We start from the raw sequence: 24,671 nt of genomic DNA on the forward strand, positions 1-24,671 counted from the left end.
GTTAGCATGGTTCAGAATGCCTCATACCGCCGGAGGACAAAATATGAAAAGAATTCGACAAGGACTACTCCTGGTGCTTTGTACGCTTGTCGCCATTATATTGCTCCTCTCCCTTACCGAAGAGTCGGGATGGCCGCATGGACTACGAGATATCATTACGCAAAGAGGCCCACACGACACAGGAGCGTCGAATCTGGTGGCAGCCGTCTATCTTGGGTATCGGGCCCTGGATACGCTTGGGGAGACAGTTGTCCTTCTCCTTGCCGTCAGCGGATTACTCTTCGTCCTGAAAAATAAGGGAAAAGAATGACGGAACTCAATATTCTGCTCATAGCCCTGCTTTTTGCCGTCGGATTGTGGGGAACGCTTGCAAGGAAAAATATTATAAAGAAGGTTATTGCTTTAAGTGTGCTCAACAGTTCTATAGTGGCACTCTTTATCGTCTGCGCCTCTGTTTCGGGGGAAAAAGCTCCCATCATCGACAACTCGTCAGGAGGAGTATTTGTCGATCCTATCCCACAGGCCCTGATGCTGACCGCCATTGTCGTAGGGTTTTCCCTTACGGCCGTCGCGCTTGTCTTCGTCTGGCGTCTGTTCAAGGCATACGGGACACTCAATATCGATCACATCGAGTTAAGGACAAAAGATGATAACAACGCATAGCCCCCTGCTGCCGACACTCATCTCTCTCGGCTGCGGCGGGGTGATGCTTGTGGTAAAAAACCTGGTTGCAATGGGAATAGGAAAAGAGACGGGAATTCATGTACTTACCCGGTTCCTTATCATATTCTGGGTGATATCAACCGGCTCAATTCTATTGTTCATAGGTTCCGACATAGTCTCGGAGTCAAGTATCGTGACGCTCTCTGTCGGAGGCTGGGCGGAACCCCTTGGGATAGTCTTTGTCTTCGATCGTCTCTCGCTCTTGGCGACGCTACTCATTCTGATCGTCGGAACCGCCTCTTTACTGTATGCAGAGGGAGACGGAAGCTACAAGGCCGATTTCTTTTTCTTTGTCTGGTTTCTCCTGGCAGCCTGTGAGGGGATAACGGCAAGCAGGGACCTCTTTACCCTCTTTGTTTTCTTCGAAATTCTTGCCATATCCGCCTATATTCTCATCGCATACAAGCAAAAGCCGAGGGCCATACTTGCAAGTTTCCGCTATCTGATTCTTGCAACCGTCAGCATATCCTTTTATCTTGTCGGAGTTTTTATCATTTATCGGGGAACGGGAAGCCTGTCGATAAGCGAGGCGGCCCGTTTGACCCCTTCAATAGGGCCGAAACAGACGGCCCTCGCCCTTACCGCCCTCACCGTCGGTATTGGGACCAGAATGGCAATGGTGCCCTTTCACGGCTGGTTACCGGAAGCCCATTCCATTGCGGCCCACCCTGTATCGGCCCTGCTCTCGGGAATCGTCATAAAAGCACCGGTGATAGTGCTTTTCAGAATCGCCTCACTCTTCCCGTCCGCGGCCACCAAACCTCTGGGGATGATACTCCTTGGCTGCGGAGGCCTATCGGCGGTAACAGGGCTCTTCTTTGCCCTGCAGCAAAACGATGCGAAACGGCTATTGGCCTACCACTCGGTCAGCCAGATGGGATATATCGTGGGAGCATTCGCCCTTTCACTTATCTTACCGGCACCCTTGGCCTCGGTGGCAGCAGCGGCGGCCCTTTTTCACGCCTTTAACCACGGGCTTTTTAAGTCCCTTCTGTTTCTTTCGGTCGGAAGCAGCTGCGACATCGCAGGAAGCAGAAACGTCTACAAGGTCAGAGGTCTTTGCCGAAAGGCGGGCATCTGGTTCCCTCTTTTCCTTGTCGGGGCCTTTTCCATTGCAGCCGTACCCCTATTCAACGGATATGTGAGTAAATACCTCTTTTCCGTGGCAATGCACCACGTTCCGGCCGTCTATGCCCTCTTCCTGCTGGTATCGGCCGGAACCACAGCATCGTTTATCAAACTGGGGAGGATCTATTTCGGAGTATCTTCTTCCGCTACTGCTCCCGAAGCAGATGGCGGCCTGCCTGTTGACAGGCCAGGTAACATTCCGGGAAAAGGAGGAGCAGTGCTCCTCGCCGCAGGCTGCCTCGGCCTCGGTCTTGCTCCCCTCGCCCTAATACGATCGGCGGTACTGCCTCAGGCCCTTCGTCCCCTTAGTGATCTTTTTTCTGCCTCGCCCCTCTTCAGCCAGACAATCGTTCTTGCCGCCGGAGTCCTGTTGTTTTTTATCGTCTCAAGCCCTCCCGGTCGCTCCCTCGCCCACCACATACGAGAACGGGCAGCAGGAACCGATGCGCTACTGGGTCTTATGATCGTCGGATTTCTTGTCATCTGGACTCTTTTGAATTTTCAGCTCTGATACGGCCGCAAAGGAAAAGGGATCGGCTAAAGCAACTCCGATTGCCCCCGGCGTCGGCCGCCGAGAAGCAGGAGATTTCGGATGCCCTCTCCTCCGCGCACCGCAAGCCACTTTTTTTCAAAGCCTTCCGAACCGCTAATCTGAGCAATGGCGGCAAGGGTTTGGAGGTGAAGATCCCGCCGGTCCATGGAACCGGCAAGAAAAAAGACAGCTTTTATCGCCGGATGAACTTTGTCGAAGGCAATGCCTTCGGTACAGCGTACGGCCAGAAGGCCGAATCGCCCCTTTTCGCCGCATACCAGGTGGGGAATGGCAACAAAAGGAGAAAGAACGGTAGAACTTGCCGCCTCTCTATCCTCAAGCAAAGCCTCAAGCTCCGCCTGACTTCCGAAGCCTTCCTTCGCAAAATGCTCTGCGGCAAGGGAAAACAGGGTCTTTCGATCGGCACAGGAGCTAAGATCGAGACAGGAAGCCCCCCGGAACACCGCATCCACCCGGTCCTTGACCAGTTCGTCCCTGGTAAACACGATCTCCACAAGCTCCGATTCCAGAACGGAATCGGTCAGACGTTTATCGGTCATTCGTTCCACAATATGCAGGAGCGCAAATTCACGCTTCATCTGTCGTTTCCCATAGAGGAAATAGAGCAGCAGACTCAAAACAATAAAAGAAAGGGTAACCTCGACCGCCTCAAAACCAAGATGTACGATAAGAAAGGCCACCGAAATAAGGGTTAGCAGCTGGGGCAACGGAAAAAACGGGGTACGAAAACTCGGACGGTAACTTTGAATCCGGCTTGCCCGTAGGATCATGACGGAAAGAGAAGCAAGGACGTAATTGAGCAGGATGACCGAAGATGCGGCCTTGACCAAGACCTCCAGCTCAAGGGTCAGAGAGCCGCCGATGAGCAGGGTTGTGGCAATCAGGGCGGGAAAAGGAGTCCCGGAGCGCTTGGAAACCCGGCCGAAAAAACCGGGTATCAATTTATCCCGGCTAAGCGCAACAGGGTAACGGCTGGCGGACATGACTCCTGCATTTGCCGTTGTGATAAACGCAAGGACCGCAGCAGCAGTGATTGCGGCATAGCCGACAGCCCCGCCAAAGCCCCTTGCACTGTCGGCAAGGGGTGCAACAGAGGCGAGAAGCGTGGAGGGATCACTGGCCCCCACGGTTACGTAGAGCACGGCTCCGTAGAGAATGGTAATGGTGATGACGCTGCTTATCATCCCCGCAGGAATATTCCGTTTGGGAGAGGCAACCTCTTCACTGATGGAAGAAACATTAATCAGTCCCCCATAGGAGACAAAAACGAAAGCGGCACCGGCAAGAAGGGCACTACGGCCGTGCGGCAAAAGAGGTTGAAAACGCAGAGGCTCCACCGCACCGTATCCAACCCCCACGTATGCCGCCAGGATTGCAAGAAGAAGAATCACCAAAAGGACCTCGAATCTGCTTGCGAGGTCCACCCCAAAAGCATTCAGAAGAAAAAAGAGCGTCAGAAGAATATAACCTGCAAGGTGCACATTGACACCGAAAGCAAGGGTACAGAGTTCGGCAAGACCGAAAATCGCAAAAGCACTTTTCAGGGAAAGGGCAAACCAGCTCAGAACACCAGTAACGGTCCCTGCGAGGGGGCCCATACTGCGGGCAATAAAGAAGTAGTTGCCGCCTGCCTTAGGCATGGCGGTAGAAAGCTCGACGACGCTCAAGATACCGATTGCGGCTATCAGGCCTGCGAGCATATAGGCAAGGAACACTCCAGGTCCGGTAATGGAAAAAGCGATCCCGGGAAGAATGAAGATACCGGAACTAATCATTGCCCCCGAGCTGATTGCGTAGAGATCGAGAAATCGTAATTTCTTTTTTAGTTCCATGCGAAAATGTAATCTATTCTCACTTAGACGGTCAAGAATCGATTCCCTCGATATTCTGACGATAACGCTCTCGGTAGCCCCTCGGACTCACCCCTACATACTGTTTAAAGGTCTTCGAAAAGTGAAATTCACTATAAAAACCGAGGGTTTCGGCTATCTGATACAAGGGCTGTGAGGTCCCGAGAAGATAGCCGGTGGCTGCTTCGATCTTCAATCGGGTAAAATACTTCATGGGGGTAATCTGCATCTTTTGACGAAAAAGCCTTATGAAATAGGACTCGTTCAGACCGACCCGCTTGGCAAGGGTGGGCAAATCGAGCTTCTCGGTCACCCTTCCCTGCATGATTTTCAACGCCTTCTCAATATGCTGATTACTTCCGTCTCCATAGTTAAAGCTGCCCGGTCCCTCGTTCAACATGTAGAGAAAGGAAACAAACTGATGGATACCCGAATTTCGCCTTGCACTACTTGAGGAAGCCACCTTTTCCTTCAGTTCTTCGAAAAAAAAGCGGTAGTTTGTTCCCACATGACGATACAAGCTCCGCGGCAATCTGCCGGTCAGAAGCTCCCTAAGCTCGGCATCCGCCCCCTCATCCGGAGCAAAAAGAATGGCATAATAGGTAAGGGGATGATCGTTGCCGATGGTCTGAATCGTATGAACCTCCAAAGGGGGACAAAGAAAGACCGATCCCGGTGAAATGCGATAGGTGGTACTTCCGACGCTGAAGCTTCCGCCGCCCTGGAGAAAATAGTGCAGCTCATATTCATCCCGGCCATGGGCGTGGACCCTACTATGCCATCTAATCTTTTCTTCATCCTGAAGTTGATAGACAAACAGCGCTTCGCGAATGTTTAAAACCATCGTTAATGTCAATTATATACATCTTTTGTCAATCTTCTCCATAGCAGAGTCGAAAAACAGCTCCTATATTTGGATATAGGAGGAACCACATGAAAGACTATTTTATCGGCAATAAAGAGTATTTTCCGGGAATCGGAAAAATAGCGTATGAAGGAGCGGGAACCGACAACCCTCTCGCTTTTCGTTTTTACGATCCCGACAAAAAAATCGGAAACAAGACCATGAGGGAACACCTCAGGTTTTCCATCGCCTATTGGCACAGCTTCTGCGCAGGAGGCAACGACCCCTTTGGAGCAGATACCCACCACTTTCCCTGGGCAGTCAAGGCGGACCCCATGGAAGCGGCAAAGGATAAGGTAGATGCGGCATTTGAATTCATCACGAAGATTGACGCCCCCTTTTACTGTTTTCACGACCGGGATCTTGCTCCCGAAGGGAAGAGCATTGCGGAAAGTGAAAAAAACCTGATGGAGCTGGCAGGCATGGCAAAGGAGCGCCAGGAGGCCACCGGTGTCAAACTTTTGTGGGGTACGGCGAATCTCTTCAATCATCCCCGATTCATGAATGGAGCGGCTACCAATCCCAATTTCGATGTCATTCCCTTTGCCGCGGCCCAGGTAAAGGCAGCCATCGACGCAACGATTCTCCTTGGCGGAGGAGGATATGTATTCTGGGGCGGACGAGAGGGCTACATGAGCCTTCTGAACACCGACATGAAGCGGGAAAAAGAGCACCTGCTCCGTTTTCTCACCGCTGCCAGGGATTACGGCCGCAAGGCAGGTTTCAAGGGAACCTTCATGATTGAGCCCAAGCCCATGGAGCCGACAAAGCACCAATACGACTACGATGCGGAAACCGTTGCCGCCTTCATCAAAACAAACGGTCTGGAAAAGGATTTTGCCATCAACATCGAAAACAACCACGCGACCCTCGCCGGCCACACGTTCTGGCATGACCTCCAGGTAGCTGCAGACAACGGCCTCCTCGGCAGTGTCGACGCGAACCAGGGAGACTATCAGAATGGCTGGGACACTGACCAATTTCCCTCGAATGTCTATGAGACGGCAAGGGCAATGATGGTGATCCTCGAAAACGGTGGATTCACCTACGGAGGCCTCAATTTCGACGCCAAGCGCCGGCGAAACTCCACCGATCCAGCAGACCTCTTCTATGCCCATATCGGCGGAATGGACGCCTTTGCTCTCGGTCTGGAAATCGCCTACAACATCAATACAAAAAGCGAATTGCCCAAGCGCAAAAGCACGCGCTACGCCTCCTTCGATTCGGGTAAGGGAGCGGAATTCGAGGCGGGAAAGCTCTCCCTTGAAGAATTGCGCAACATCGCTCTTGACGCCAGGGAGCCGGAAACCATCAGCGGAAATCAGGAACTTCTGGAAAATATCCTGAACCGCTACATGTTCGTGCGCTGACCCTCTCCTCCGGGAGAGCTTCGGCCGTGGGGCCTGTCAGGTCCCACGGCCTTTTTATCTTCCGTATCGCCACAAAACAGCTTGATTAAGCATAAAAATTGTCGATTAATAAGTAACTGTGGTAGGTTTGTGAAACGAATAGGAAGCGCATTAATCAACACTAGTTCAAAGGCCCTCGCCCAATCCATGACCACGAAGACGATGGTGGTCCTTGCCAAAAAGGTCTTTCCCAATTACGACCTTTATGCAAGAACGGGATTCCCCTCGAGTATGCCAATTCCAAATAAAGAAGCCGCACGACAAATCGTCCACGACATGGTCAAGGCCGATCGCTTTCTCGATTTCGTCCTGCTTCTGGTCGAGATCGGAGACAAGGGGCTCATGGGGCGAAGATACACCGTTCCCTACATGCGCGACATCATTTCCGGAGTCTTTGAGCTCGGCTATCTCTACGACACAACAAACCAGCTCTTTGTCGAGAACCCTCAATATAGTATTACAAGAAACTGGGGCGCGCTAAAAACGGCGAAGGAATATACCCTCACCTTTCTCAGGATCGACATCGTCGGCAATTCGGTTATTGTAAGAGAAAATCAGGAAGAGCAGGTCGGTGCAGCCTATGAAGCCCTCCGGGAAATCTGTCAGAATGCCGTCCTTAAACGCAACGGCAGGATATGGAGCTGGGAGGGAGACGGAGGCCTGGCCACCTTCTTTTTCAATAACAAAAACCAGAGTGCCGTCATGGCAGGCCGGGAAATCCTTCACGAACTCTTTTTTTACAACAAAATATCCTGTCCACTGAAATCGCCTCTCAACATCAGAGTCGCCATTCATAGCGGACCCTTCGATTACACACCGGACGAAGAAGAACTAAAATCCTGCGAAACCATAAAGCGGATCATGGACATTGAATCCCGTATGACATTACCTGACAGCATGACCATCAGCTCGGTGGTAAAGCTCATGCTTGATGCGATCTCTTCCACCGACCTCGAACCCTTTACAGGGAAAGATCAGCTTGAATACTACCGTTACACCCTCAAACTGGAGAAGCCGTGAAACTCTTTGTGATCAGCGATCAAAAAAAGATTACGGACCATTTCTCGGCAATCGAGCGAAGCCGCAAAAACAGCATAGAGCTACTTCCCAGAAAGGAATACCGCTCCCGGTTAAAAGACGAAACGGGAACCTGCCTTGTCTATTACGATATTAGTCAGCAGGAAGAGAAAGCCTACGGCAAGGAACTACGTTTTCTCCTAAAACTTCCCCATGTATGTACTGCGGTCATAGATAGCAAAGATGCGATGGAAGACCCCGCACTTTTTTTTCGTCAGGGAGGGGTCGATTACCTTGGGAAAAAGCTCTTTCAACGTGGTTTTCAGACAAAACGCTTGAAAGAGATTGAAGATTTTCTCGGTACATCAATAAGTAACGAAAAAACGGCCAAGCCTGGGACCTGCCCAGATCCCCTCGCCTTTCCGCAGGAATGTATCATTCCCGGGGGAGAATGGAAGCACGTCAAACAGGGGAAAAACTATCTGTTTTGTATGCTGTTTGCTGAACTTGATGCAACCAGCGAATGGAAACGAAGTTCAGGACAGGATCACCTCAAGGCTGTAAAAGATAGGTTTCAGGGGTTTATACGCAAGAATTTCGAGCAGATAAACGGCCGCATTTGGATGTGGAACGAATTCGGCGGTCTTCTACTTTTCCCTTATAACGGAAGCTCGTTTCCCATGGTCCTCGCCGCCTGCAAGCTTATGATGAATAGAGCCATTGCCAGTTGCGAGGATTTCCCCTTCGGAACACCAATCTCCTACCGCCTTGGAATCCATATCGGAGAAACCGTTTACAAAGAGCGAGGCAATACCGGAACCATTGTTTCGGACGCGATCAACTTCATTTTTCACCTTGGCACAAAATATGCCGCTCCCGGAAACCTCTATATCACCAGGCAGGTATATGAAACGACCCATCCGGGGCTTAAAGAGCTCTTTCTCGAAGAGGGAGAGTTTGAAGGAAAGAAAATCTTCAGGATGCGTCGTGTACTTTAAAAAAACTCCCTCTCATTGTCCAAACGGCGAAGCTTCGCTATAGTGGCTGGCATGAGCACAATACATCAAAAAATTAGTATCCTGTTGCCGCTTCTTGCCGCCTTCATTCTCCTGAGTTCCTGTGAAGATGCGACAGCGGAAGAAGAAAAATCCCCTGAAATTGTATATCTCCATCCGGAGTTCACCATGACAATAGAGGATCTCGAAGAGATGACGGCACCCCTGCCGGAAGCCATTCGTCAGGCAATCCTTGCCAAACCGCAGGATTTTCTCGAGCTGGTTCTTAAGGTTAGTGAGGAACCGGAAATCCTGACAATCCTTGTGGATAAAAACCATGCCCTTCCCGAGGAGTGGGAACCGGAAGATAGGGTTTCGCTGAACGATTACCCCCTGGCGGTAAGTCGAAAGGACCTTTCCCTCAGCAAGGCCGTCATGCCCCATGTTTTGGCCCTGAATGATGCCGCAAAGGCGGATGGTGTCACCCTGCTTTTTTCCTCGACCTTTCGTTCCTGGACCTATCAGCAGGGCCTGTATCAACGTTATGTAAAAGCCGATGGGCAGGAAGCCGCCGACCGCTATTCGGCCCGGCCCGGCCATAGCCAACACCAGCTTGGTACCGTGATCGACTTCGGAAGCATTACCGAGGCCTTTGCCGACACAAAGGCGGGAAAATGGATGAAAGAGAACGCCTGGAAGTACGGGTTCTCCCTCTCATTTCCCGAAGGGGAAGAAGCGGTGACCGGTTACATGTGGGAGCCGTGGCACTTTCGATACATCGGCCCCGATGCCATGGCACTTCAGCGGGACTTTTTCGGCGACAGTCAGCAGCGCACTCTAGAATTTCTGCATGACAATAAGGCACGGATAGAGGCCTTCAGGGTTCAGAAGTGATTACCCCTGCCCCGAAAGGACGATGAAATAACAGGGAAGGCGGCGCCGCTTTCCCCTATAATAGTGGAGAGCCTTTTTCCCGCCATCGTCTATAAAGGCGATGGCAGCGGCATCACCACCGTCCAGATTTATCCCCTCCGTGGCCCCGTAATGGCTCAAGATTCCGGCAGTTTCCCGGCTTGTGAGCCCCGGCTGAAACAGTGAATCGCCTTCAACAACAAGGACAAACAGAGAGGCGGAAGCCTTGCTGCCTCCGATACCGAAGGCGGTACGGGCGTGCCGCCGGCCATGTATGCCGATAGTATCCCCGGATTTCAATATGGGCAAATAGGTTCCGACAAGCCAGTGGGGGTGATCCGGAACGTCCCCACCGGCAGAGACTATTCCATAGCCTGTTTCATCACGAAAAAGCACGCCCCACTGCCGCTGCCTTGCCCCATACTCCCGGCCATCCACCAACCAAGAACCAATGGCCTCAAGCCTCTTCGATCCAGCCCCTCCCACGCTCACGAAGGGAGCACCGGTAAAGGCGGCAACGGCTTCGGGACGCTGGGAAAGAGCCGAACGAAAGGCCTTTGCAACATCCGTTCCATGGGGAAAGGGAGCAAGAGGAAGGACCTGGGCACCCTGCGAGGGGACTATAATCAAAAGATGGAATGGCGGAAAGCCCTTTTTCCCTTGGTAGGAAAGGTACGAAACCCCCGTTCCGAGAGATCGCGCAGAGGACAAGAGGGGCAGATCCTGCGGTAGTCCGACCTCTTTCGGCCGTCCGGAAAAGCTGGCACAGGAAGAGAGAAGCAGCAGGCACACAAGCAAGGCGGTCGTACATCCTCGCCTCATCATAGCACGCTTATCTCCTGTGCAAGCCTCTGCAAGCTAGGCCAGGCATCAAGGGACGCAGCATAACGTCCCAGCCAATCGGCAAAAACGGGAGGAAGGGCAGCGGCAGGCTCCTGTTTCTCACGAAGCATCGATTCACGATAGGCCCTAAGATCGTCGGCCCACCAAGCAGGTTCGCCATGATAGCGATCGAGCAACAGATCAACGCTCCTAAGCCTCGCATCGATATACGCCTCGGCAAGATGGCGCAGATAAAGCCGAAAAGCGGAACCCGGCAATCCTGCAATCTCTCTCAACGCCCTGACGAGCTCGCCCCTTCGTTCGGCAGCGGATTCTGCAAGCAGGCGGCCTCCGAGGTCGTCGACAATCAGAAGAAACAGTCTCCCGGGGCCAAGGTCTGAATCCCAAAGCGCCCGGCCAAAGGGAAGTTTATGCGAGGGATCATGGTAAAGGGCGACGGGAAGATGACAAAAAAGAAGATCAGGATCAAGGGCTCTGAAGATGTGGGCAAAGGATTGATCCTCGTGGCGGTCGAGAGGGAAAAAGGGAGGGGCCCCGCTGTTCGCCGCCAAGGCGAGGGTTCCTCCCTGAAGGAATGAGGAATCACTTGCAACCATGCCGTCGGCAAGCGTAAGATTGAGGCCGTTTTCCGCTATTGCCTCATAATTCTTCTTTTCAAGAAAATAATTGTCATTGCAAAAAAACCTCTGGAGAGCAGGAAAACAGGGAAAAGAAAACCAGCGGGCCCCTGCGTATCCAGCACTTATCGCACCGATGCGGACACTCCTGCATTCCAGAATCGCAGCTAAAGAAGGAGAAAGTGCTTCGAGAGACCAGTCACCCACCTTCTGGGGAGAAGAAAACAAGCGCATGGCCACTGCGGGAAGGTCATAGTCGGCAAGATGAGCCAGCCGTTCCTGTAGCGCCTCGATCGTGGGGAAGAAATTCATGTTCGGCCGAAAATCGGAAACAAAAGAAGGGGAAAGGGCCTCTGCATGTGCAGAGGTATAACAGCGGTAGAGCAGATCGTCGTCACTTATCAGCAGATGATCTCCCGCAGCAAGGAGCATGGCAAGGTTTCGATTTGCCCCAACAGTCGATAAGTCCGCCCTTTCGGCAGGGCCTTCCACAAGGAATTCCACCACCTGTCGATCGATCCCCGCCTTATCAGCCGATGCCGAAAGCCGCTCGGCAAAACGCCGCCGTTCATCCCTTCCAATATAACGAATTGTTCCCGGATAAGCTGCCCCCAAAGCCTCGGCAAGGCGTCGATTCTGCCCAGAGGCAGAGGCATCACGATTATCGTCGCATATAAGAAAAGGAATTTTTCGGTCGGCAAAGGCCGGTGAAGCGATTCGACTCTCGAGCCACGGCCGTAGCGTCTCAGGCCCCCGTGCAGTCACCACCGCCGCCGTCAGCGCTGCCTCATCTCCCGGTTCTGCAGAAACCGCTGCAGAAGGATGGTGCAAAAGCTTCTCGGGGCGCAGAAGTCCTGCGGCTATCCAACACCGAAGCCGATCGGCCACGGCAGAAACGGGAAAGCGCTCTCCGGTGCTTCGAACCAGGAAACCAATATGCTCATCCACGTTCCGGCAGCCCCGCAAGGCAAGAAAGAGCCTCGATTCGAAGGGCGAGGCCCGATACACGGAATTATCATTGAGATTGAGAAGCATTACCGTCGAAGAGGAGGCAGAAAAAGCCTTACAGTGCGCAGGAAAATAGCGATCGCTCATAAGCAGGCCCGTCCTTCCCATATCTCAGGCCAGGCACAGAGTAGCTCTCCACAGGAACCTACAAATCGTTGAAAGGCGGATTCAGCCTCGTCTCCCAGGTGATGAAATTCACGGGGACGGCTGGGTGTAGAGGCTGGAAGCTCGTCGAGATAGCGGTCAAGGAAGGATCGAAGATCCTTCGCCCAGAATCCTGGTTTTCCACCGGATTGCTCAAGATCGGCTTCAAGCCTCGCAACCATGGCCCCTTCATGCTTCAGATGAAGCTCTAAAAGGAGGTGTTTCCATTGCCGCAGCGGGAGGGATGCAGCCCCGGAAAGCCGCATGCCCAGGGCAAGAAGCCGATCGCCGGCTTCGGGAGCCTTTAGTTCATCGGAAAAGAAGGAAAGCAAACGCTGCACGACAGTTCCCGCTCCAATACCGGAACATCGGTGTTCCGACCGAAAGGGGGGATGGATTCCCCTCTTATGTTCGAAAGCAAAAGGCAGATGGGCAATGGGAGCATCGGGATAAGAAGCGCGGAGAAGAAAGGCCCATACCCCATCCTCATTCCGGATATGCGGGAAAAAGGGAGGCAGAATCTCGGAAGCATCGAAACCGTAACAAGAGGCAATGAAAAAGGGATGGGAGGTGTAGGAGAGCTCTGGAGCAAGAAGAAGGGCGACGGGATCGCTACCAGCCCTCCGATAACTGCGCCTGTTGGGCCATGCCCGCTTTCGAAGAAATGGCTGGGTATCAAAAAGCGCAAGGGGAGATGAAAACCACCGGTCCCCGCAAATGCCGGCCATGGCCGCACGAACCGGGCTATGCAGGTCCGCTGCTGCCTCGCTGTCCCCTTCCGCCATACCATCACATCGGGGCGTCCGTCCCAAAACCGAGTCGAACAATTCGAAACAGCGGACTGCACCGGAAACAAGAGGTCTCGAGACAGAATCGGGAAACGATTCTGTTCCTGAAGCGGCAAATGCAAAGGGAAGCGGTGATCCTTCTTCCATAGCAAAACGAGGCTCTCGCAGTAAAAATCGAATATCATCGTCGAAAGAGAGGACTTTTTTTCCGACAGAGGAAAGGAGAATCGCATTACGGGCGGCCCCAGGCATTGCAGGAGCATGAGGAAAGGGGAGAAGGCCGAGGGCAAAGGCTGATTGCTTCTGTGCCGGCCCTTCCGGGGAGATGGTTTCTGTCGTCCCATAGGAAAGCGCAAGACCGCTTTGGGCGGCAAAGGAGTGAACAATCGATTCGTTGACACTCCGGACAGAAGCTTCCCGGCTATCGTCGTAGACCGTGATCGGGCCTATAGGAACACCTTCCGTCTCCGCCGATAAAGAGTCGAGTGCCCCGCGTAAAACCTCGGGACGCCCGCAGGTTAGCATGGCAAGGCTCTGATGGCTATGTGACGAAGATCCCATTGCTCTTATTAACACGGAGAACGGTAGGGGAAGTCAAGGGGAACGATAGCAGTATGAAAGGCATTGTTCGTTCGAATTCATCTATCCTTCTGCATGATTAATGAGCTCAACAGCAATGGTGGATGTTTCACCCGGATTAACGGTAAAAGCATCTGAAACCCCGGCGTAGGCAGCGAAACCATTATAATCATCGCTTACATTATGAGCCTCAAGCAAAAGACGGTATCGCATTGGAGGAATCGACGAAATAGTCATTATTCCCGACCCTGTCAAGGTGTCGATATAATCGACCCACAGCATATCGGGGTCAGGTAAACTAATGGTATAATAATAATAAAACTCAGCAGTAGTCGCAACATACCGAATGGTGGGTTCATCACCGGCAAGAAGATCGTCCATCACATCAGCGTCGTAGAATTTTGCCACCAGATAATAACCATCTCCCGAATCACCTAAATCACCCTTACTTGAAATTGTCAGGCTTACCACATTATCACTTGTTACCGTCTCCGAATAGCACCCGCCGAAGATAAGGATAAGCAGAGGGGCCAAAAGCGGTATTAGATATGTATTTATTTTCATCATCTTTCATCATTGCTCCTTTTTTCACATCCCCGACCGTAACTCCGATAATTCATGAAATCGGTGCACTCTTGCTACAGTCTAAGGCAACAGTCGGTCCGAAAAAGGGACCTCATATCATTTTTTTATAAACGCGGGTACCCCGTATAAAAAGCCGGAGCACCCGCAGACCAAAAGCGAAATCGCTGATTATTAACAAATATATAATAATTCAACAGAAACAGAGGAGGTCTCTCCGGCATTCACCGTGAAAGCATTGGAAAGGCCAGCATACCAAGGACCGGAAACACCATCTCCCTCAGAATACTCATACTCTTCCAGAAGCAGTCGGTAACTCTTCGGAGTTAGAAAAGGCACGGTAAAAGAACCGGAACTTCCCATGGAAAAATTCTCAATATAATCGGCATATCGAAGTGATGGAGTTGGGAAAGAGGCAGGAGTATAGATAATTATGCCAGACGGTTCATCGACGGTAATAGTTTCATTAGTTTCAAGCTCGTCCATCACATCAGCGTCGTAGAATTTTGCCACCAGATAATTACCGGATCCTGAATCACCGATATCACCTTTACTCGAGACCGTCAGGCTCACCGAGCCGTCGCTTGTTGTCGCTTCCGAATAGCATCCGCTAAAGAAAAGGATGAGTAGAGAGGCCAGAAGCGGCACCAGATATCTATGTAATTTCATGTTCGCTCCTTCTTCAGTTGCTTATTGAGGACTACTATAGGTCCAATTAATCGTGACGCTTCCCGTCGATGTTAAATCTAACGAGGGAAGGAGACTTTCCAGCTGCTCTTCGATCTGCGATGTGTTGATGGAAACATTGAACATCTGCTCCAGGGCTTCGACACCTTCGGGAGGAAGGCTAAAGCCGTCGGTGGAGGAGTTTTCACCGGCTGCCACACGGGCGACCTGATTGAGGGTGTTGGTGAGGGCCACAAGGCCGGTAAAAACTTGAAGGTTTGAACCGTCGAAGGAGAAGCTCGTGCCTCTAACCGCAGCGGTGGAAACGGGACTTCGCAGGCGGAAATCCTGCTGGAGCCCCTCGGTGTGTTTTACCTCGGTTTTAACCCGGCCGACCCGAAGAAAAAGATCGGTTTTGACAACCCCTTCCTTCTGAATGAGTTCGTCGAGGCGCATGCGGGTAAGCTGTTTGACCTCGAGGGTCGCAGCACCGATCTGCAGGAGGGCTTCGGAACGGAAACCGGTGGAGATGGTTGCCCCCAGGGGAATCTCATCTCCGGCAGAAAGAGCCTCCCAGCTTCCTCCATTCTTTTGCAGTTCGACCTTTCCGGAAACCTTTTCGACGACGGCGTTCTCCGCGGAGAGGGCCGTTACCGTAAAAAGCAACATAGAGAGCGAAAGTAGAATAATACGAACGATGGATTTCATCGATACCTCCTTTGTTACAGACCGAGTGAGCACTCGACGCGAAGAAGAGCCCGGGTATCCCCTTCATCGGGAACCCAGAGTCCGCCGGTAAGCGACATGCCGAAATCCGAAGTGGGGCGAATGGTGAGACCACCCTCCAACTCGGTTCCTGTGTAGCTGTAGTCGTCGCTGGGAACGAGGTAAAACCGCCCCGCTGCAAGGAACTGAAGATTCTTTAAGGCCGGCGAGAATAGATCCTGCCAGGGACGTATGGAATAGGCAATGTCGAGCCTGAAAAGATCCGCCTCATCCGGCGAATAGATTAAGCCGAGGGTCGGCTCGGAAACGGTAAAGAAATCCTCACCGGTGTACATCATACCAGCCGATATCCTCGAATGAAGAAGCTGCTGCGCGTAGTAGTTCAGATCGGCAAGAACCATCACATCATCGAGATCGTCGGAGGTATTCCAGGCTCCGGTGGCGGAAAGGGTATAGTAGAGGTTGCCCACGATCGCACCGTCGGCTTTCGCCGTAGCGTGGATGCTGTTGAGTTTATCTTCATCGTCACTACGCAAATCCTGCTGGAAAAGCCCTTCAACGGTTAGGTTCTGGCGGGGCAGGTAGGAAGGGAAAGAGACGGAAGCCATTTCAAATAGACGCTTCGGAGCAAAATGAATATCGTCGTCATCATCATCGCTGATATCGGCAGTGCTCATATTTACACTTGAAACGGGCTTCAGACGAAGTCCGGTATAGCCCATCCCTGTTTTTACGATATACCTTGAAAGGTCCAGGCCTGCGGAAAATCCGTCGGCTATATGCGAAAGCACCAGACTCGTCGAATCGGAAAAGGGGAATCTGCCGACCGAGAGATCAAGGACCTCGTTTCCGCCGAACAGCTGCGGCCGTTTCATCTTGAACACAAGAAGATCGCTTTCAAAGAGATAATCGACATCATCGCTGCTCTCTTCATCGCTGTAGAGATAGTAGCCGTTGAAAAGAAATGAATAACGGCTATTGTCTTCCCCGGACCAGAATTCCTCCATCCAAAGAGAAAGCTTCTCCCGTTTCTGCCACTGGTTATCTTCGTCCCCGCCGAATTCGTAGCCGAGGCGACTATAGGAGGTGACTCCCCAGTCGAAAGCGAAAAGCGAAGTGGTAAAGGGCAACAGAAATAGCGTAGCAAAGAATGTGCAACGGACAAAACGCTTCATGAATGCACCTCCAGCTTTTCAAGGGCGCGGCCGAGAATCCGCAGGGCCCCCTCACCGGAAAGCGGGGTTGCGGGATGTGCCTTCATTTGAATGATGCCGAGGAACCGGAGGTCCCGTAGGGCATATCTGGGAGACGGGTAGACCAACGAGCCAAGACCTTTTGGAAGATCAAGATTCTCCTGCAGGAGAAGGGCGAACTCTCCTACACTGATACTCTCTCCCAAATCGGCGAATTGATCCGATAGCGATGCCAGCGCCTCTTCCATGCTAGCAGGGGCCTGATTCCCGTCGGAAAGGCTTGCAAGAAGATAGGCGGCAGCGGCCGGGCTAAGTTGCGGTTCGGCAAGAATTTCGTCGATGATTTCGTTCGACTGGCCGAAAAGCGCTGCCGCAGCGAAAAAAAACACAACGGCAAGAAAATGCTTCATAACTCCTCCTAAGATGACAATTCTGGATATTATGGATATTCAAGAGATAAAAAACAGTAAATCGTTACCAAGCATATCATTACCCTGCTCAGTATAGTACATTTATTGCATTGATTCCAAGCAAAATGGGCAAAATCAGTCTATACTTAGAGCCGATTACCCCTGTCTCGGAGGTTCATTCATGCGAAAGAATAGCGTCTTTCGACTTTACTATCTTATTCCGCTTATCGTTGCCGCCCTGGTAACATCTGTGATGTTACTGCCGCAGATGCAGAACGGCGACAGGCGCATTTTCGATCTTTTTATGCATATCAAACCGGCTGTGAAAGAGGATAATTCGATTTTGCTCCTCGATATCGATGATCTCGCCATTGCCCAGGTGGGAACCTGGCCATGGAGCAGAAGCGTGGTAGCGGACGGGCTGATCCTTCTCAGCGAATTCGATGCCGAAGCGGCGGTTTTCGATATCGAGTATGTAGACAAAAGCCCCCTGGGAATCGACTCCCGCTATCTCGAGCAGAAAATTCCCGCCCTGTTTCAAGAAAACTTCTCGGTTCTCGGAGAAAACGTCACTGCCTTTTTTACGGCCCTGGTCAACGGCGATATTCCCCTCAACGGGGCTGAAAGCTATATTTCCGATCTGAAGGGCATCAACCAACAGGTAATGAAACTGCTGCTGGATGCGGTTCGTTCCGTTTCCCGGGACAACGACGCATACCTCGGCGAGGCTCTCAACTTTTTCGGGAACGGCTGGATAACGGTAAATATGCTGCCCAACGAGGTTGAGCTGGCAAAGGTCAGCGATGACCTGAAAAGCTATGTGAAAGAGCATGTGAGCCTGAAAAACGTCCGTGTAGAAGGAACCTATGCCCCCTCTTTGCAGGGCCCTTCAGTCCAGCCGGCGATTATGAAACTTCTATCGAAGGCGGCAGGGGCCGGTTTTCCCAATGTTGTGGTTGACAACGATGGTGTACGGCGGAGAATCGATCTCTTGGCGGAATATGATGGAAAGTATTTCGGTCAGCTCGCCTTTGTCCCCCTGCTGAAGCGGCTTGGGAATCCGCAGATCATCGCGAAGCCGGGAAGCATCACCCTCAAGGGGGAGAAAAAAAGTGTCACGATCCCCTTTGATGGCAAGGGAAGGATGCTTATCAATTGGCCGCCGAAAATTTTCGACGACAGTTTTCGACATCTCTCCTATAACAACCTGGTGGTACACGGCCGTCTGGAAGAGCAGATCGTTGCGAATCTGAAGATTATGGAAGAGGCAGGATATCTCGATTTTTACAAGGGCCAGGCGCCCCCCATGGATCTTTATCGCTATGCGGAACAGCTGAAGGAAGATCTGCTCGCCGAAGCGGGCAAGGAGGGTATACAAGATCGCTCAAAGGTCGACGAATATCGAGAAGTTCGCAAGCAGTTCTTTGAGGAATGTACGGCCCTCATAGCCGGAGACACAGAGCGTGCCATCATAGGTGAAATCGATCGACTCCTTTCCTCCGGCCAGCTGAACGAAGAGCAGAAGAAGGAATACGAGGCGATCAAGGTGGAAGTTACGGACTCCTTTGCCGCAATAGCGACCGATATTTCAAAGCTATCGGAGATACGGGAGAGGCTTTCGCACGAGCTCTCAGGGGCCTTCGTCATCATCGGTCACACCGGAATATCGACCACCGATATCGGCGTAAACCCCTTTGCGAAGGAGTATATGAACGTCGGAACCCACGCGGCCGTCGTCAATACGATTTTGCAGGAGGACTTTCTCCGGGAACTGCCGCTTTCGGCAGGAGTGGCCATAGCACTGCTTTTCACCCTGCTGCTTTCCCTTATCATCAGACGTCTCTCGCCGCTGCCTTCCATTCTCGTGGGGATCGCCTTCATACTTGGAACCTTCGGTGCGGGGCTCATCCTCTTTCTTAGCCTCGGTTGGTATCTTCCGCTCCTAACACCCTTGTTGATGATTTCCATCACCTTCCTCTCGATTTCCCTCATCAAGTTTTTAAAAACCGAGGGCGAGAAGAGCTTTTTGCGAACAGCCTTCGGCCATTATCTGTCGAACGAAGTAATCAATCAGCTGATTGCCGAACCGGAACGGCTCAACCTCGGGGGAGAAAAGAAACGACTCACAGCCATGTTCACCGATATCAGAGGATTTTCCACGATCAGCGAACAGCTTGATCCGACCGAACTGGTAACCCTGCTCAACAATTATCTGACCGGTATGAGCAATATTATTTTGGAGCAGTTCGGAACCATTGACAAATACGAAGGAGACGCCATCATTGCCTTTTTCGGAGCGCCTGTCGATTATCAGGACCATGCGTGGAGGGCCTGTCACTCGGCGATACGGATGAAGCGGGTGGAAAAGGAGTTGAATAAACGTTTTCTTGATGAGAAGATGGCCCCCGGTCCCCTTATGACGAGGATCGGCATCAACACCGGAGAGATGGTTGTGGGTAATATGGGGACCCTCCAGAAAATGGACTACACCATCATGGGAAATGCCGTAAACCTTGCCGCGAGACTCGAAGGGGTAAACAAAAGATACGGTACATGGATCCTTATCAGCGAAGAAACAAGAAAGGGATTCACAGAGGAATTTGTCGTTCGTAAACTCGACAGGGTGCGGGTAGTCGGAATAAACACCCCGGTACGTCTCTACGAATTGGTTGAAGAAACAAGCCATATCGACGACAACATAGGGGAAGGGCTTGAACTATTCGACAGGGGGATGAACCTTTTCGAGGCCTGGAACTGGGAAGAGGCTAAAAATATGTTTTCCCGGGTTTTGAAGATGATTCCAGGCGACGGTCCCTCCCTCTTTTTTATCGATCGTGCGGAGAAATTCATGAAGACGCCACCGCCGAAGGAGTGGGACGGGGTCTTTAATCTTACCCTGAAATAAGTGAGCATTATTGTGAAACAGGAAAGTAAGGCATTACAGGAGGCGGCTAAACTGCTTAGCCGTCGGGTGGACAGTATGGCATTCAATCGTCCCCCAGGGGCGGTGATCTACAACCCCCTCGACTATGCATGGGAGCCCTTTGCCGCCTATACCGACCGGTACGGAGGCGGAAAAAAAAGGACACTCTTTCTCGGAATGAATCCGGGTCCGTGGGGAATGGCTCAGACCGGAGTACCCTTTGGAGAGGTTGAAACCGTTAAGAACTGGCTCGGCATCGACGGAAGGATAAAGAAACCGAGGGAGGAACATCCCAAACGGCCGATTGAGGGATTCGACTGCAGGCGAAGTGAGGTGAGCGGCCTTAGGCTCTGGAGTCTTATGAAAGAGCGATTTCACGATCCCGACGACTTCTTTCGGGATCATCTTATTGTAAACTACTGCCCGCTTATCTTTTTGGAGCCCTCAGGAAGAAACAAGACCCCGGACAAGCTGCCGAAAGAGGAACGGAATCGGCTGCAGGAGGCGTGCGATATCCACTTGAAGCAGGTTATCGAGATTACCGGTGCCGAATATCTGATCGGCATCGGTAAATACGCGGAAAAGGCTTTCATGCGAGTAGCAGGTGCGATGGGTAAAACGATAGCCTCGATCCTTCATCCAAGCCCGGCGAATCCAGCGGCAAATCGAGGATGGGGCGAGCAGGCTAGCAAACACTTGGAGGCCCTGGGGGTCTGGGTCTGTGAATAAGTAAGGAAATAGCGTATAGTGATGCACAATGAAATTCGAAGAGTTTAACTTACACGAAGATGTCCTTGCGGGCATCAAAGACGCGGGCTTTGAAGCATGTATGCCCGTACAGGAAGCAACCCTGAAAGAGACGCTTCAGGGAAAAGACGTTACGGTCCAGTCGCAAACAGGATCGGGAAAAACCGCAGCCTTTCTCGTTACCATTTTTCAGCGGTGGTGTACCACAAAACCGGAAGAACGGCGGAGTACGATGATCATCTCCCCCACTAGGGAACTTGCCGTCCAGATTGAGGATGAGGCCAAACTTCTCGGAGCCCATATGGGTATGAATATCGGCTGTTTTTACGGCGGTGTCGGTTATAAACAACAGGAAGAGGCCCTGAAAAAGGGGGTCGATCTTTATATCGGAACCCCCGGACGGCTTATCGATTTCGGACAAAACAGGAAGATTGATTTTACCACCATCGGAACCGTCGTGATCGACGAAGCCGATCGGCTGTTTGATATGGGATTCTACCCCGATATTCGCCGTATGCTGAAGATGATGGGCCCCCGGGAGAAGAGAATGACCATGCTTTTCAGTGCCACTCTCGGGACCAAGGTGCTTAATGTCGCTTGGGAACATATGAATATGCCGGTAGAAGTTTCCATCGAACCCGAGCATATTACGGTTCGGGAGATCACCCAGGAACTCTACCATGTGGAAGGGGAGAAGAAATTTTCTCTTATGTTGGGGCTGCTGAAGAAGTATGACCCGCCCAACGCCATCATTTTTACCAACATGAAGGTGACTGCCGTTGAGGTGGCAAAGCGTCTCTCGCGAAATGGTTATGCCGCCAAATTCCTCATGGGCGATCTGCCGCAAAAAAAACGACTTTCCACCATAGACCGCGTCAAGCATGGTGAAATTCGCTTTCTGGTGGCAACGGACGTTGCAGCAAGAGGCTTGCATGTGGACGACCTTGCAATGGTGATCAACTACGATATCCCCGAAGACCCCGAAAGCTATGTACATAGAATCGGAAGGACCGCACGGGCGGGAAAAAGCGGCAGGGCCATAACCCTGGCGTGCGAACGCTACGTCTACGGTCTTGAGCCCATAGAACAGTTGCTCGAACAGAAGATTCCCGTCGAATGGGCCGACGATGCGCTCTTTCTCGAGGACAAAAGTGCAGGGATTGATTTCCGATCCGAATACAGACGAGCATCTTCTTCAGGGACAAGGAGCAAGGGACGCGCTGTTCCGCAGGGCACCAAGGGAAGGAGAAAGGATTCAGGAGGTCGCGATACTCATCGAGGCCAGGCCTCCGCTACTCCCCGCCGAAGTGCTGCCTCTCCCCAACGCAGTAACGAGACCGGACGGCGAAGCAATCAGACAAAGAAACATAGTGGGCCAAAAAGCAGATCGAACAACCGAAAACCGGCCACGGCAGGCCGTCCCTCATCAGCCCCGTCGGAGAGAAAAGAGAGAAAGCCGCAGTACAAGAACCCGGACAGAAAGGCCACGGTCGAAAAGCGGTTGGAACTGTACCGCCAGAAGTACGGAGAGGATTTCAAGGTAGTTTCTTCAACGTCGAACAGCAAAGAGGTTGGTAAAAAGAAGCAAAAAAAGAGCATCATCTCCCGCATTAAGCGGAAGCTCTTCAAAAAATAGCCGGGGGTGGTGGATGCGCTACAAGGTCATACTGAATCCGGTTGCAGGCAAGGGCCGGGCCCTTACTCTTGAGCCGGAAGTGGAAAAGGCCTTGAAGCGGCTTGGGGTTGACTTTTCTGTCTCCCTGACAGTGGGAGTTATGGACGCGGCATATCTTGCCGAATGCGCCTATGAGGAAGGCTTCGATGCCGTGATAGCGGCGGGAGGCGATGGAACCTGTAACGAGGTGATAAACGGCCTGATGAGAATCGTCGACCGAGGGGAAACGCCTCCGGCATTCGGGGTCCTCCCTGTCGGACGGGGAAACGATTTTTCCTATGGTGCCGGCGTACCCGCCGATTTTCACGAGGCCTGTACAATGATTGCGACGCTTCCCCCCCGCCCCCTGGATGTGGGATGCATAGAAGGCGGGTTCTATCCCGAGGGACGCTACTTTGGAAACGGTATCGGGATTGGGTTCGACACCATGGTCGGACTGGAAGCGGCCAAGCTAAAGCATGTCCACGGATTTGCCGCGTATGTAATCGGCGCCGTAAAGACCTTTCTTCGCTTTCCCCCTCCTCCGAAGATTCGCCTCCTTTTTAACGATCAAGAAATCCAAACGCGGGCGAACCAGATAAGTATTCTCAATGGGAAACGAATGGGCGGGACCTTTTTTATGGCGCCGGACGGTATGAGCGACGATGGGCTTCTGGATCTTTGCATGACCAGCAAGGCGCTGACACGACTTGAGATGGCAGGTTTGATTATCAGATACATTAAGGGGACGCAAGCCGGCCACAGGGCGATCATGACCGAACGTTCAGCGGCATTTTCCATCACGGCACAGGAGGGTGGACTTGTATGTCATGCCGACGGCGAAACAATCTGCACCGACGGCCGTCATTTGGACATTACGCTCTTTCCCGGTGCCCTTTCCATCTTTGCCCCCCCTTCCTTCTTAGGAGAGCATCGGTGACAAAAGCGGCTCGAATTGTAGACCCGGTTCTTAAGATGATTCTCCGAGGATTATGCAGGATCGATGCAAGCCAGTTGGATACGGTACCCTTGGCCGGTCCCCTTATCATCATGGTAAACCATATCAATTTTCTCGAAGTTCCGCTCATGCATCTCTACACCTCTCCCCGCCCGGCCCTTGGGCTCGTCAAAAAAGAGACCTGGGATACTCCTTTTTTAGGTTTTCTTGCGCGAATCTGGAAGGCAATTCCAATCGATCGATCTGGAGTTGACCTTTCGGCACTGAAACAGGCAGGGGAGCATCTTAAAAACAGGGGAATCATCATGCTCGCCCCGGAGGGAACCAGGAGCAGCGACGGAGTGCTTCAGGAGGCTCATGCGGGAGTTATCTCTCTGGCGGTCCGGTACAAAAGTCCGATTCTTCCGGTGGCCCATTTTGGAGGCGAAGCCTTTTGGGATAACTGGAAACATCTTCGAAGAACGGATGTGACCTTCAAGGTCGGTGTACCGATCAAGGTCGATTTTCACGGACAGACCGTGACGGGAAGCAAACGGAAGGCAGCACTTACCGAACTCATGGCAAGCCTCGCTATGATGATGCCGGAGCACTACCACGGCTATTACGCCGAAGCGGTTACGCAATGCCGCCGTGACGGCTTTCATTGGCTCAGGGAGGTTCCCGCCAATGAGTGAGTGGCAAAAGGAAGCGGCCATCTTTGATGTCGATCATACCCTTCTTCGCGGCTCCACCGGTGCCGCATTCCTTCTTGAGGCATTCAAGGCAGGAATTATTCCCCTTTCGCTTGTATTTCGGGTCCCAATTGAAATAGTGAAATATCGTTTCGGGATCTTTTCCTTTCAGGATATTGGGAAAAAAATGCTTCCGATTCGCGGTATGGCTATCGAGAAACTTGAACATATAGCGCAGGGACGCTATCGGCAGCTCATACAGGCCCGGCTCTTCTCACAGGCACTTCAAAGGATCGAGGAAGAACGCAATAAGGGGAGGATTATTATCCTTGCATCCAGCAGCCTCGACATGCTGATTGCTCCCATCGTCGAGGCGACGAAGGCCGATCATTTCGTGGCGACAAGACTCCAGGCCGATGAATCCGGTCTCTGCACCGGTGATTTTATCGAAGGACCAGCCTTCGGCAAGGGGAAACTTCACAAGGTGGACCGGTTGCTCCGGGAACTTGAGATACCGGTCGGCATTTGCTCCTTCTACAGCGACAGCATGTACGATCTCCCTTTACTGGACAAGGTAAAGGAACCCCAGGTCGTCAATCCGGACAGGGCCCTCAGAAGGGTCGCCCGAAAGCGGTCCTGGCGAATCCACCGGTTTCGGGTATAATACGAAG

General features: G+C 52.1%; 23 protein-coding genes. 13 read left to right on the forward strand and 10 right to left on the reverse strand.

Going from position 1 to position 24,671, the window contains the following annotated elements; genetic code table 11:
- The first annotated feature begins 43 nt into the window (after positions 1–43).
- From SPIRS_RS19065 to SPIRS_RS19075, 3 genes are read left to right on the forward strand one after another with little or no spacing between them, the layout of a single operon-like run.
- Positions 44–310 carry a hypothetical protein gene (locus tag SPIRS_RS19065; RefSeq protein WP_013256326.1) on the forward strand — a complete coding sequence of 89 codons (267 nt, stop codon included), beginning with the start codon at positions 44–46 and terminating at the stop codon, positions 308–310.
- A complete protein-coding gene (locus tag SPIRS_RS19070) occupies positions 307–663 on the forward strand; it encodes a sodium:proton antiporter (protein ID WP_013256327.1) in 357 nt (118 codons plus the stop codon). Before SPIRS_RS19065 ends, SPIRS_RS19070 begins: the two co-directional genes overlap by 4 nt.
- Complete coding sequence (locus SPIRS_RS19075) at positions 647–2,362, forward strand: complex I subunit 5 family protein (protein WP_013256328.1); 1,716 nt, start codon at positions 647–649, stop codon at positions 2,360–2,362. Before SPIRS_RS19070 ends, SPIRS_RS19075 begins: the two co-directional genes overlap by 17 nt.
- 26 nt (positions 2,363–2,388) lie before the next feature.
- On the opposite strand, the gene SPIRS_RS19080 is transcribed toward SPIRS_RS19075, so the two are convergent.
- Together SPIRS_RS19080 and SPIRS_RS19085 are read right to left on the reverse strand one after the other, a co-directional pair.
- On the reverse strand, positions 2,389–4,236 hold the full coding sequence (locus SPIRS_RS19080) for an amino acid permease (RefSeq protein ID WP_013256329.1): 1,848 nt from the start codon (positions 4,234–4,236) through the stop codon (positions 2,389–2,391).
- A gap of 31 nt (positions 4,237–4,267) precedes the next feature.
- The gene (locus SPIRS_RS19085; protein WP_013256330.1) at positions 4,268–5,098 is read right to left on the reverse strand and encodes an AraC family transcriptional regulator; all 831 of its coding nucleotides are present in this window, start codon (positions 5,096–5,098) and stop codon (positions 4,268–4,270) included.
- Positions 5,099–5,187: 89 nt separating this feature from the next.
- Here SPIRS_RS19085 and xylA point away from each other — a divergent pair, with 89 nt between their 5' ends.
- The 4 genes from xylA to SPIRS_RS19105 all read left to right on the forward strand — a co-directional run bounded on the left by xylA (position 5,188) and on the right by SPIRS_RS19105 (position 9,473).
- Positions 5,188–6,528 carry a xylose isomerase gene (gene xylA / locus SPIRS_RS19090; RefSeq protein ID WP_013256331.1) on the forward strand — a complete coding sequence of 447 codons (1,341 nt, stop codon included), beginning with the start codon at positions 5,188–5,190 and terminating at the stop codon, positions 6,526–6,528.
- 129 nt (positions 6,529–6,657) lie between these two features.
- The gene (locus SPIRS_RS19095; protein WP_013256332.1) at positions 6,658–7,587 is read left to right on the forward strand and encodes a nucleotidyl cyclase domain-containing protein; all 930 of its coding nucleotides are present in this window, start codon (positions 6,658–6,660) and stop codon (positions 7,585–7,587) included.
- Positions 7,584–8,582 (forward strand): adenylate/guanylate cyclase domain-containing protein, encoded by a 999-nt coding sequence (locus tag SPIRS_RS19100; protein WP_013256333.1) that lies wholly within the window; start codon positions 7,584–7,586, stop codon positions 8,580–8,582. Before SPIRS_RS19095 ends, SPIRS_RS19100 begins: the two co-directional genes overlap by 4 nt.
- Before the next feature lie 51 nt (positions 8,583–8,633).
- The gene (locus SPIRS_RS19105; RefSeq protein ID WP_013256334.1) at positions 8,634–9,473 is read left to right on the forward strand and encodes a M15 family metallopeptidase; all 840 of its coding nucleotides are present in this window, start codon (positions 8,634–8,636) and stop codon (positions 9,471–9,473) included.
- On the opposite strand, the gene SPIRS_RS19110 is transcribed toward SPIRS_RS19105, so the two are convergent.
- The 8 genes from SPIRS_RS19110 to SPIRS_RS19145 form a co-directional block, all read right to left on the reverse strand.
- The gene (locus tag SPIRS_RS19110; protein WP_013256335.1) at positions 9,474–10,316 is read right to left on the reverse strand and encodes a phosphodiester glycosidase family protein; all 843 of its coding nucleotides are present in this window, start codon (positions 10,314–10,316) and stop codon (positions 9,474–9,476) included.
- Entirely contained in the window at positions 10,313–12,046 is a 1,734-nt protein-coding gene (locus SPIRS_RS19115) for a hypothetical protein (protein ID WP_013256336.1), read from the reverse strand. The genes SPIRS_RS19110 and SPIRS_RS19115 overlap by 4 nt, the downstream gene beginning before the upstream one ends.
- Positions 12,043–13,452 carry a hypothetical protein gene (locus SPIRS_RS19120; protein ID WP_245537627.1) on the reverse strand — a complete coding sequence of 470 codons (1,410 nt, stop codon included), beginning with the start codon at positions 13,450–13,452 and terminating at the stop codon, positions 12,043–12,045. The genes SPIRS_RS19115 and SPIRS_RS19120 overlap by 4 nt, the downstream gene beginning before the upstream one ends.
- Before the next feature lie 81 nt (positions 13,453–13,533).
- Positions 13,534–14,037, reverse strand: coding sequence for a hypothetical protein (locus SPIRS_RS19125; RefSeq protein ID WP_013256338.1), 504 nt, complete (start codon positions 14,035–14,037; stop codon positions 13,534–13,536).
- 189 nt (positions 14,038–14,226) lie between these two features.
- On the reverse strand, positions 14,227–14,721 hold the full coding sequence (locus tag SPIRS_RS19130) for a hypothetical protein (RefSeq protein ID WP_013256339.1): 495 nt from the start codon (positions 14,719–14,721) through the stop codon (positions 14,227–14,229).
- A 21-nt stretch (positions 14,722–14,742) separates the two neighbouring features.
- Complete coding sequence (locus tag SPIRS_RS19135; protein WP_013256340.1) at positions 14,743–15,426, reverse strand: FecR family protein; 684 nt, start codon at positions 15,424–15,426, stop codon at positions 14,743–14,745.
- A 14-nt stretch (positions 15,427–15,440) separates the two neighbouring features.
- Complete coding sequence (locus SPIRS_RS19140) at positions 15,441–16,619, reverse strand: hypothetical protein (protein ID WP_013256341.1); 1,179 nt, start codon at positions 16,617–16,619, stop codon at positions 15,441–15,443.
- Positions 16,616–17,047: a hypothetical protein gene (locus SPIRS_RS19145; protein WP_013256342.1), complete on the reverse strand. Its 432-nt coding sequence runs from the start codon at positions 17,045–17,047 to the stop codon at positions 16,616–16,618. The genes SPIRS_RS19140 and SPIRS_RS19145 overlap by 4 nt, the downstream gene beginning before the upstream one ends.
- A gap of 181 nt (positions 17,048–17,228) precedes the next feature.
- On the opposite strand from SPIRS_RS19145, the gene SPIRS_RS19150 reads away from it, so the two are divergent.
- The 6 genes from SPIRS_RS19150 to SPIRS_RS19175 are packed head-to-tail and all read left to right on the forward strand — an operon-like array spanning position 17,229 to position 24,664.
- Positions 17,229–19,952 (forward strand): CHASE2 domain-containing protein, encoded by a 2,724-nt coding sequence (locus tag SPIRS_RS19150; protein WP_013256343.1) that lies wholly within the window; start codon positions 17,229–17,231, stop codon positions 19,950–19,952.
- 12 nt (positions 19,953–19,964) lie between these two features.
- A complete protein-coding gene (locus SPIRS_RS19155; protein ID WP_013256344.1) occupies positions 19,965–20,699 on the forward strand; it encodes a uracil-DNA glycosylase family protein in 735 nt (244 codons plus the stop codon).
- A gap of 28 nt (positions 20,700–20,727) precedes the next feature.
- The gene (locus tag SPIRS_RS19160; RefSeq protein ID WP_013256345.1) at positions 20,728–22,353 is read left to right on the forward strand and encodes a DEAD/DEAH box helicase; all 1,626 of its coding nucleotides are present in this window, start codon (positions 20,728–20,730) and stop codon (positions 22,351–22,353) included.
- A 13-nt stretch (positions 22,354–22,366) separates the two neighbouring features.
- On the forward strand, positions 22,367–23,311 hold the full coding sequence (locus SPIRS_RS19165; RefSeq protein WP_013256346.1) for a diacylglycerol/lipid kinase family protein: 945 nt from the start codon (positions 22,367–22,369) through the stop codon (positions 23,309–23,311).
- Positions 23,308–24,003, forward strand: a complete 696-nt coding sequence (locus SPIRS_RS19170) for a lysophospholipid acyltransferase family protein (protein WP_013256347.1) — start codon at positions 23,308–23,310, stop codon at positions 24,001–24,003. Before SPIRS_RS19165 ends, SPIRS_RS19170 begins: the two co-directional genes overlap by 4 nt.
- Positions 23,996–24,664 carry an HAD family hydrolase gene (locus tag SPIRS_RS19175; protein WP_013256348.1) on the forward strand — a complete coding sequence of 223 codons (669 nt, stop codon included), beginning with the start codon at positions 23,996–23,998 and terminating at the stop codon, positions 24,662–24,664. The genes SPIRS_RS19170 and SPIRS_RS19175 overlap by 8 nt, the downstream gene beginning before the upstream one ends.
- The last annotated feature ends 7 nt before the right edge of the window (positions 24,665–24,671 follow it).

The sequence above is a fragment of the Sediminispirochaeta smaragdinae DSM 11293 genome, assembly GCF_000143985.1.
Taxonomy (GTDB): Bacteria; Spirochaetota; Spirochaetia; order DSM-16054; family Sediminispirochaetaceae; genus Sediminispirochaeta; species Sediminispirochaeta smaragdinae.

What these genes read in the sequence shown, in the direction of transcription:
- SPIRS_RS19160 (WP_013256345.1), top strand. Translation starts at nt 20,728, where the DNA reads ATGAAATTCGAAGAGTTTAACTTACACGAAGATGTCCTTGCGGGCATC.
- SPIRS_RS19105 (WP_013256334.1), top strand. Translation starts at nt 8,634, where the DNA reads ATGAGCACAATACATCAAAAAATTAGTATCCTGTTGCCGCTTCTTGCC.
- SPIRS_RS19175 (WP_013256348.1), top strand. Translation starts at nt 23,996, where the DNA reads ATGAGTGAGTGGCAAAAGGAAGCGGCCATCTTTGATGTCGATCATACC.
- xylA (WP_013256331.1), top strand. Translation starts at nt 5,188, where the DNA reads ATGAAAGACTATTTTATCGGCAATAAAGAGTATTTTCCGGGAATCGGA.
- SPIRS_RS19150 (WP_013256343.1), top strand. Translation starts at nt 17,229, where the DNA reads ATGCGAAAGAATAGCGTCTTTCGACTTTACTATCTTATTCCGCTTATC.
- SPIRS_RS19070 (WP_013256327.1), top strand. Translation starts at nt 307, where the DNA reads ATGACGGAACTCAATATTCTGCTCATAGCCCTGCTTTTTGCCGTCGGA.
- SPIRS_RS19115 (WP_013256336.1), bottom strand. Translation starts at nt 12,046, where the DNA reads ATGAGCGATCGCTATTTTCCTGCGCACTGTAAGGCTTTTTCTGCCTCC.
- SPIRS_RS19110 (WP_013256335.1), bottom strand. Translation starts at nt 10,316, where the DNA reads ATGATGAGGCGAGGATGTACGACCGCCTTGCTTGTGTGCCTGCTGCTT.
- SPIRS_RS19140 (WP_013256341.1), bottom strand. Translation starts at nt 16,619, where the DNA reads ATGAAGCGTTTTGTCCGTTGCACATTCTTTGCTACGCTATTTCTGTTG.
- SPIRS_RS19135 (WP_013256340.1), bottom strand. Translation starts at nt 15,426, where the DNA reads ATGAAATCCATCGTTCGTATTATTCTACTTTCGCTCTCTATGTTGCTT.
- SPIRS_RS19080 (WP_013256329.1), bottom strand. Translation starts at nt 4,236, where the DNA reads ATGGAACTAAAAAAGAAATTACGATTTCTCGATCTCTACGCAATCAGC.
- SPIRS_RS19075 (WP_013256328.1), top strand. Translation starts at nt 647, where the DNA reads ATGATAACAACGCATAGCCCCCTGCTGCCGACACTCATCTCTCTCGGC.
- SPIRS_RS19145 (WP_013256342.1), bottom strand. Translation starts at nt 17,047, where the DNA reads ATGAAGCATTTTCTTGCCGTTGTGTTTTTTTTCGCTGCGGCAGCGCTT.
- SPIRS_RS19165 (WP_013256346.1), top strand. Translation starts at nt 22,367, where the DNA reads ATGCGCTACAAGGTCATACTGAATCCGGTTGCAGGCAAGGGCCGGGCC.
- SPIRS_RS19120 (WP_245537627.1), bottom strand. Translation starts at nt 13,452, where the DNA reads ATGGGATCTTCGTCACATAGCCATCAGAGCCTTGCCATGCTAACCTGC.
- SPIRS_RS19085 (WP_013256330.1), bottom strand. Translation starts at nt 5,098, where the DNA reads ATGGTTTTAAACATTCGCGAAGCGCTGTTTGTCTATCAACTTCAGGAT.
- SPIRS_RS19130 (WP_013256339.1), bottom strand. Translation starts at nt 14,721, where the DNA reads ATGAAATTACATAGATATCTGGTGCCGCTTCTGGCCTCTCTACTCATC.
- SPIRS_RS19065 (WP_013256326.1), top strand. Translation starts at nt 44, where the DNA reads ATGAAAAGAATTCGACAAGGACTACTCCTGGTGCTTTGTACGCTTGTC.
- SPIRS_RS19125 (WP_013256338.1), bottom strand. Translation starts at nt 14,037, where the DNA reads ATGATGAAAATAAATACATATCTAATACCGCTTTTGGCCCCTCTGCTT.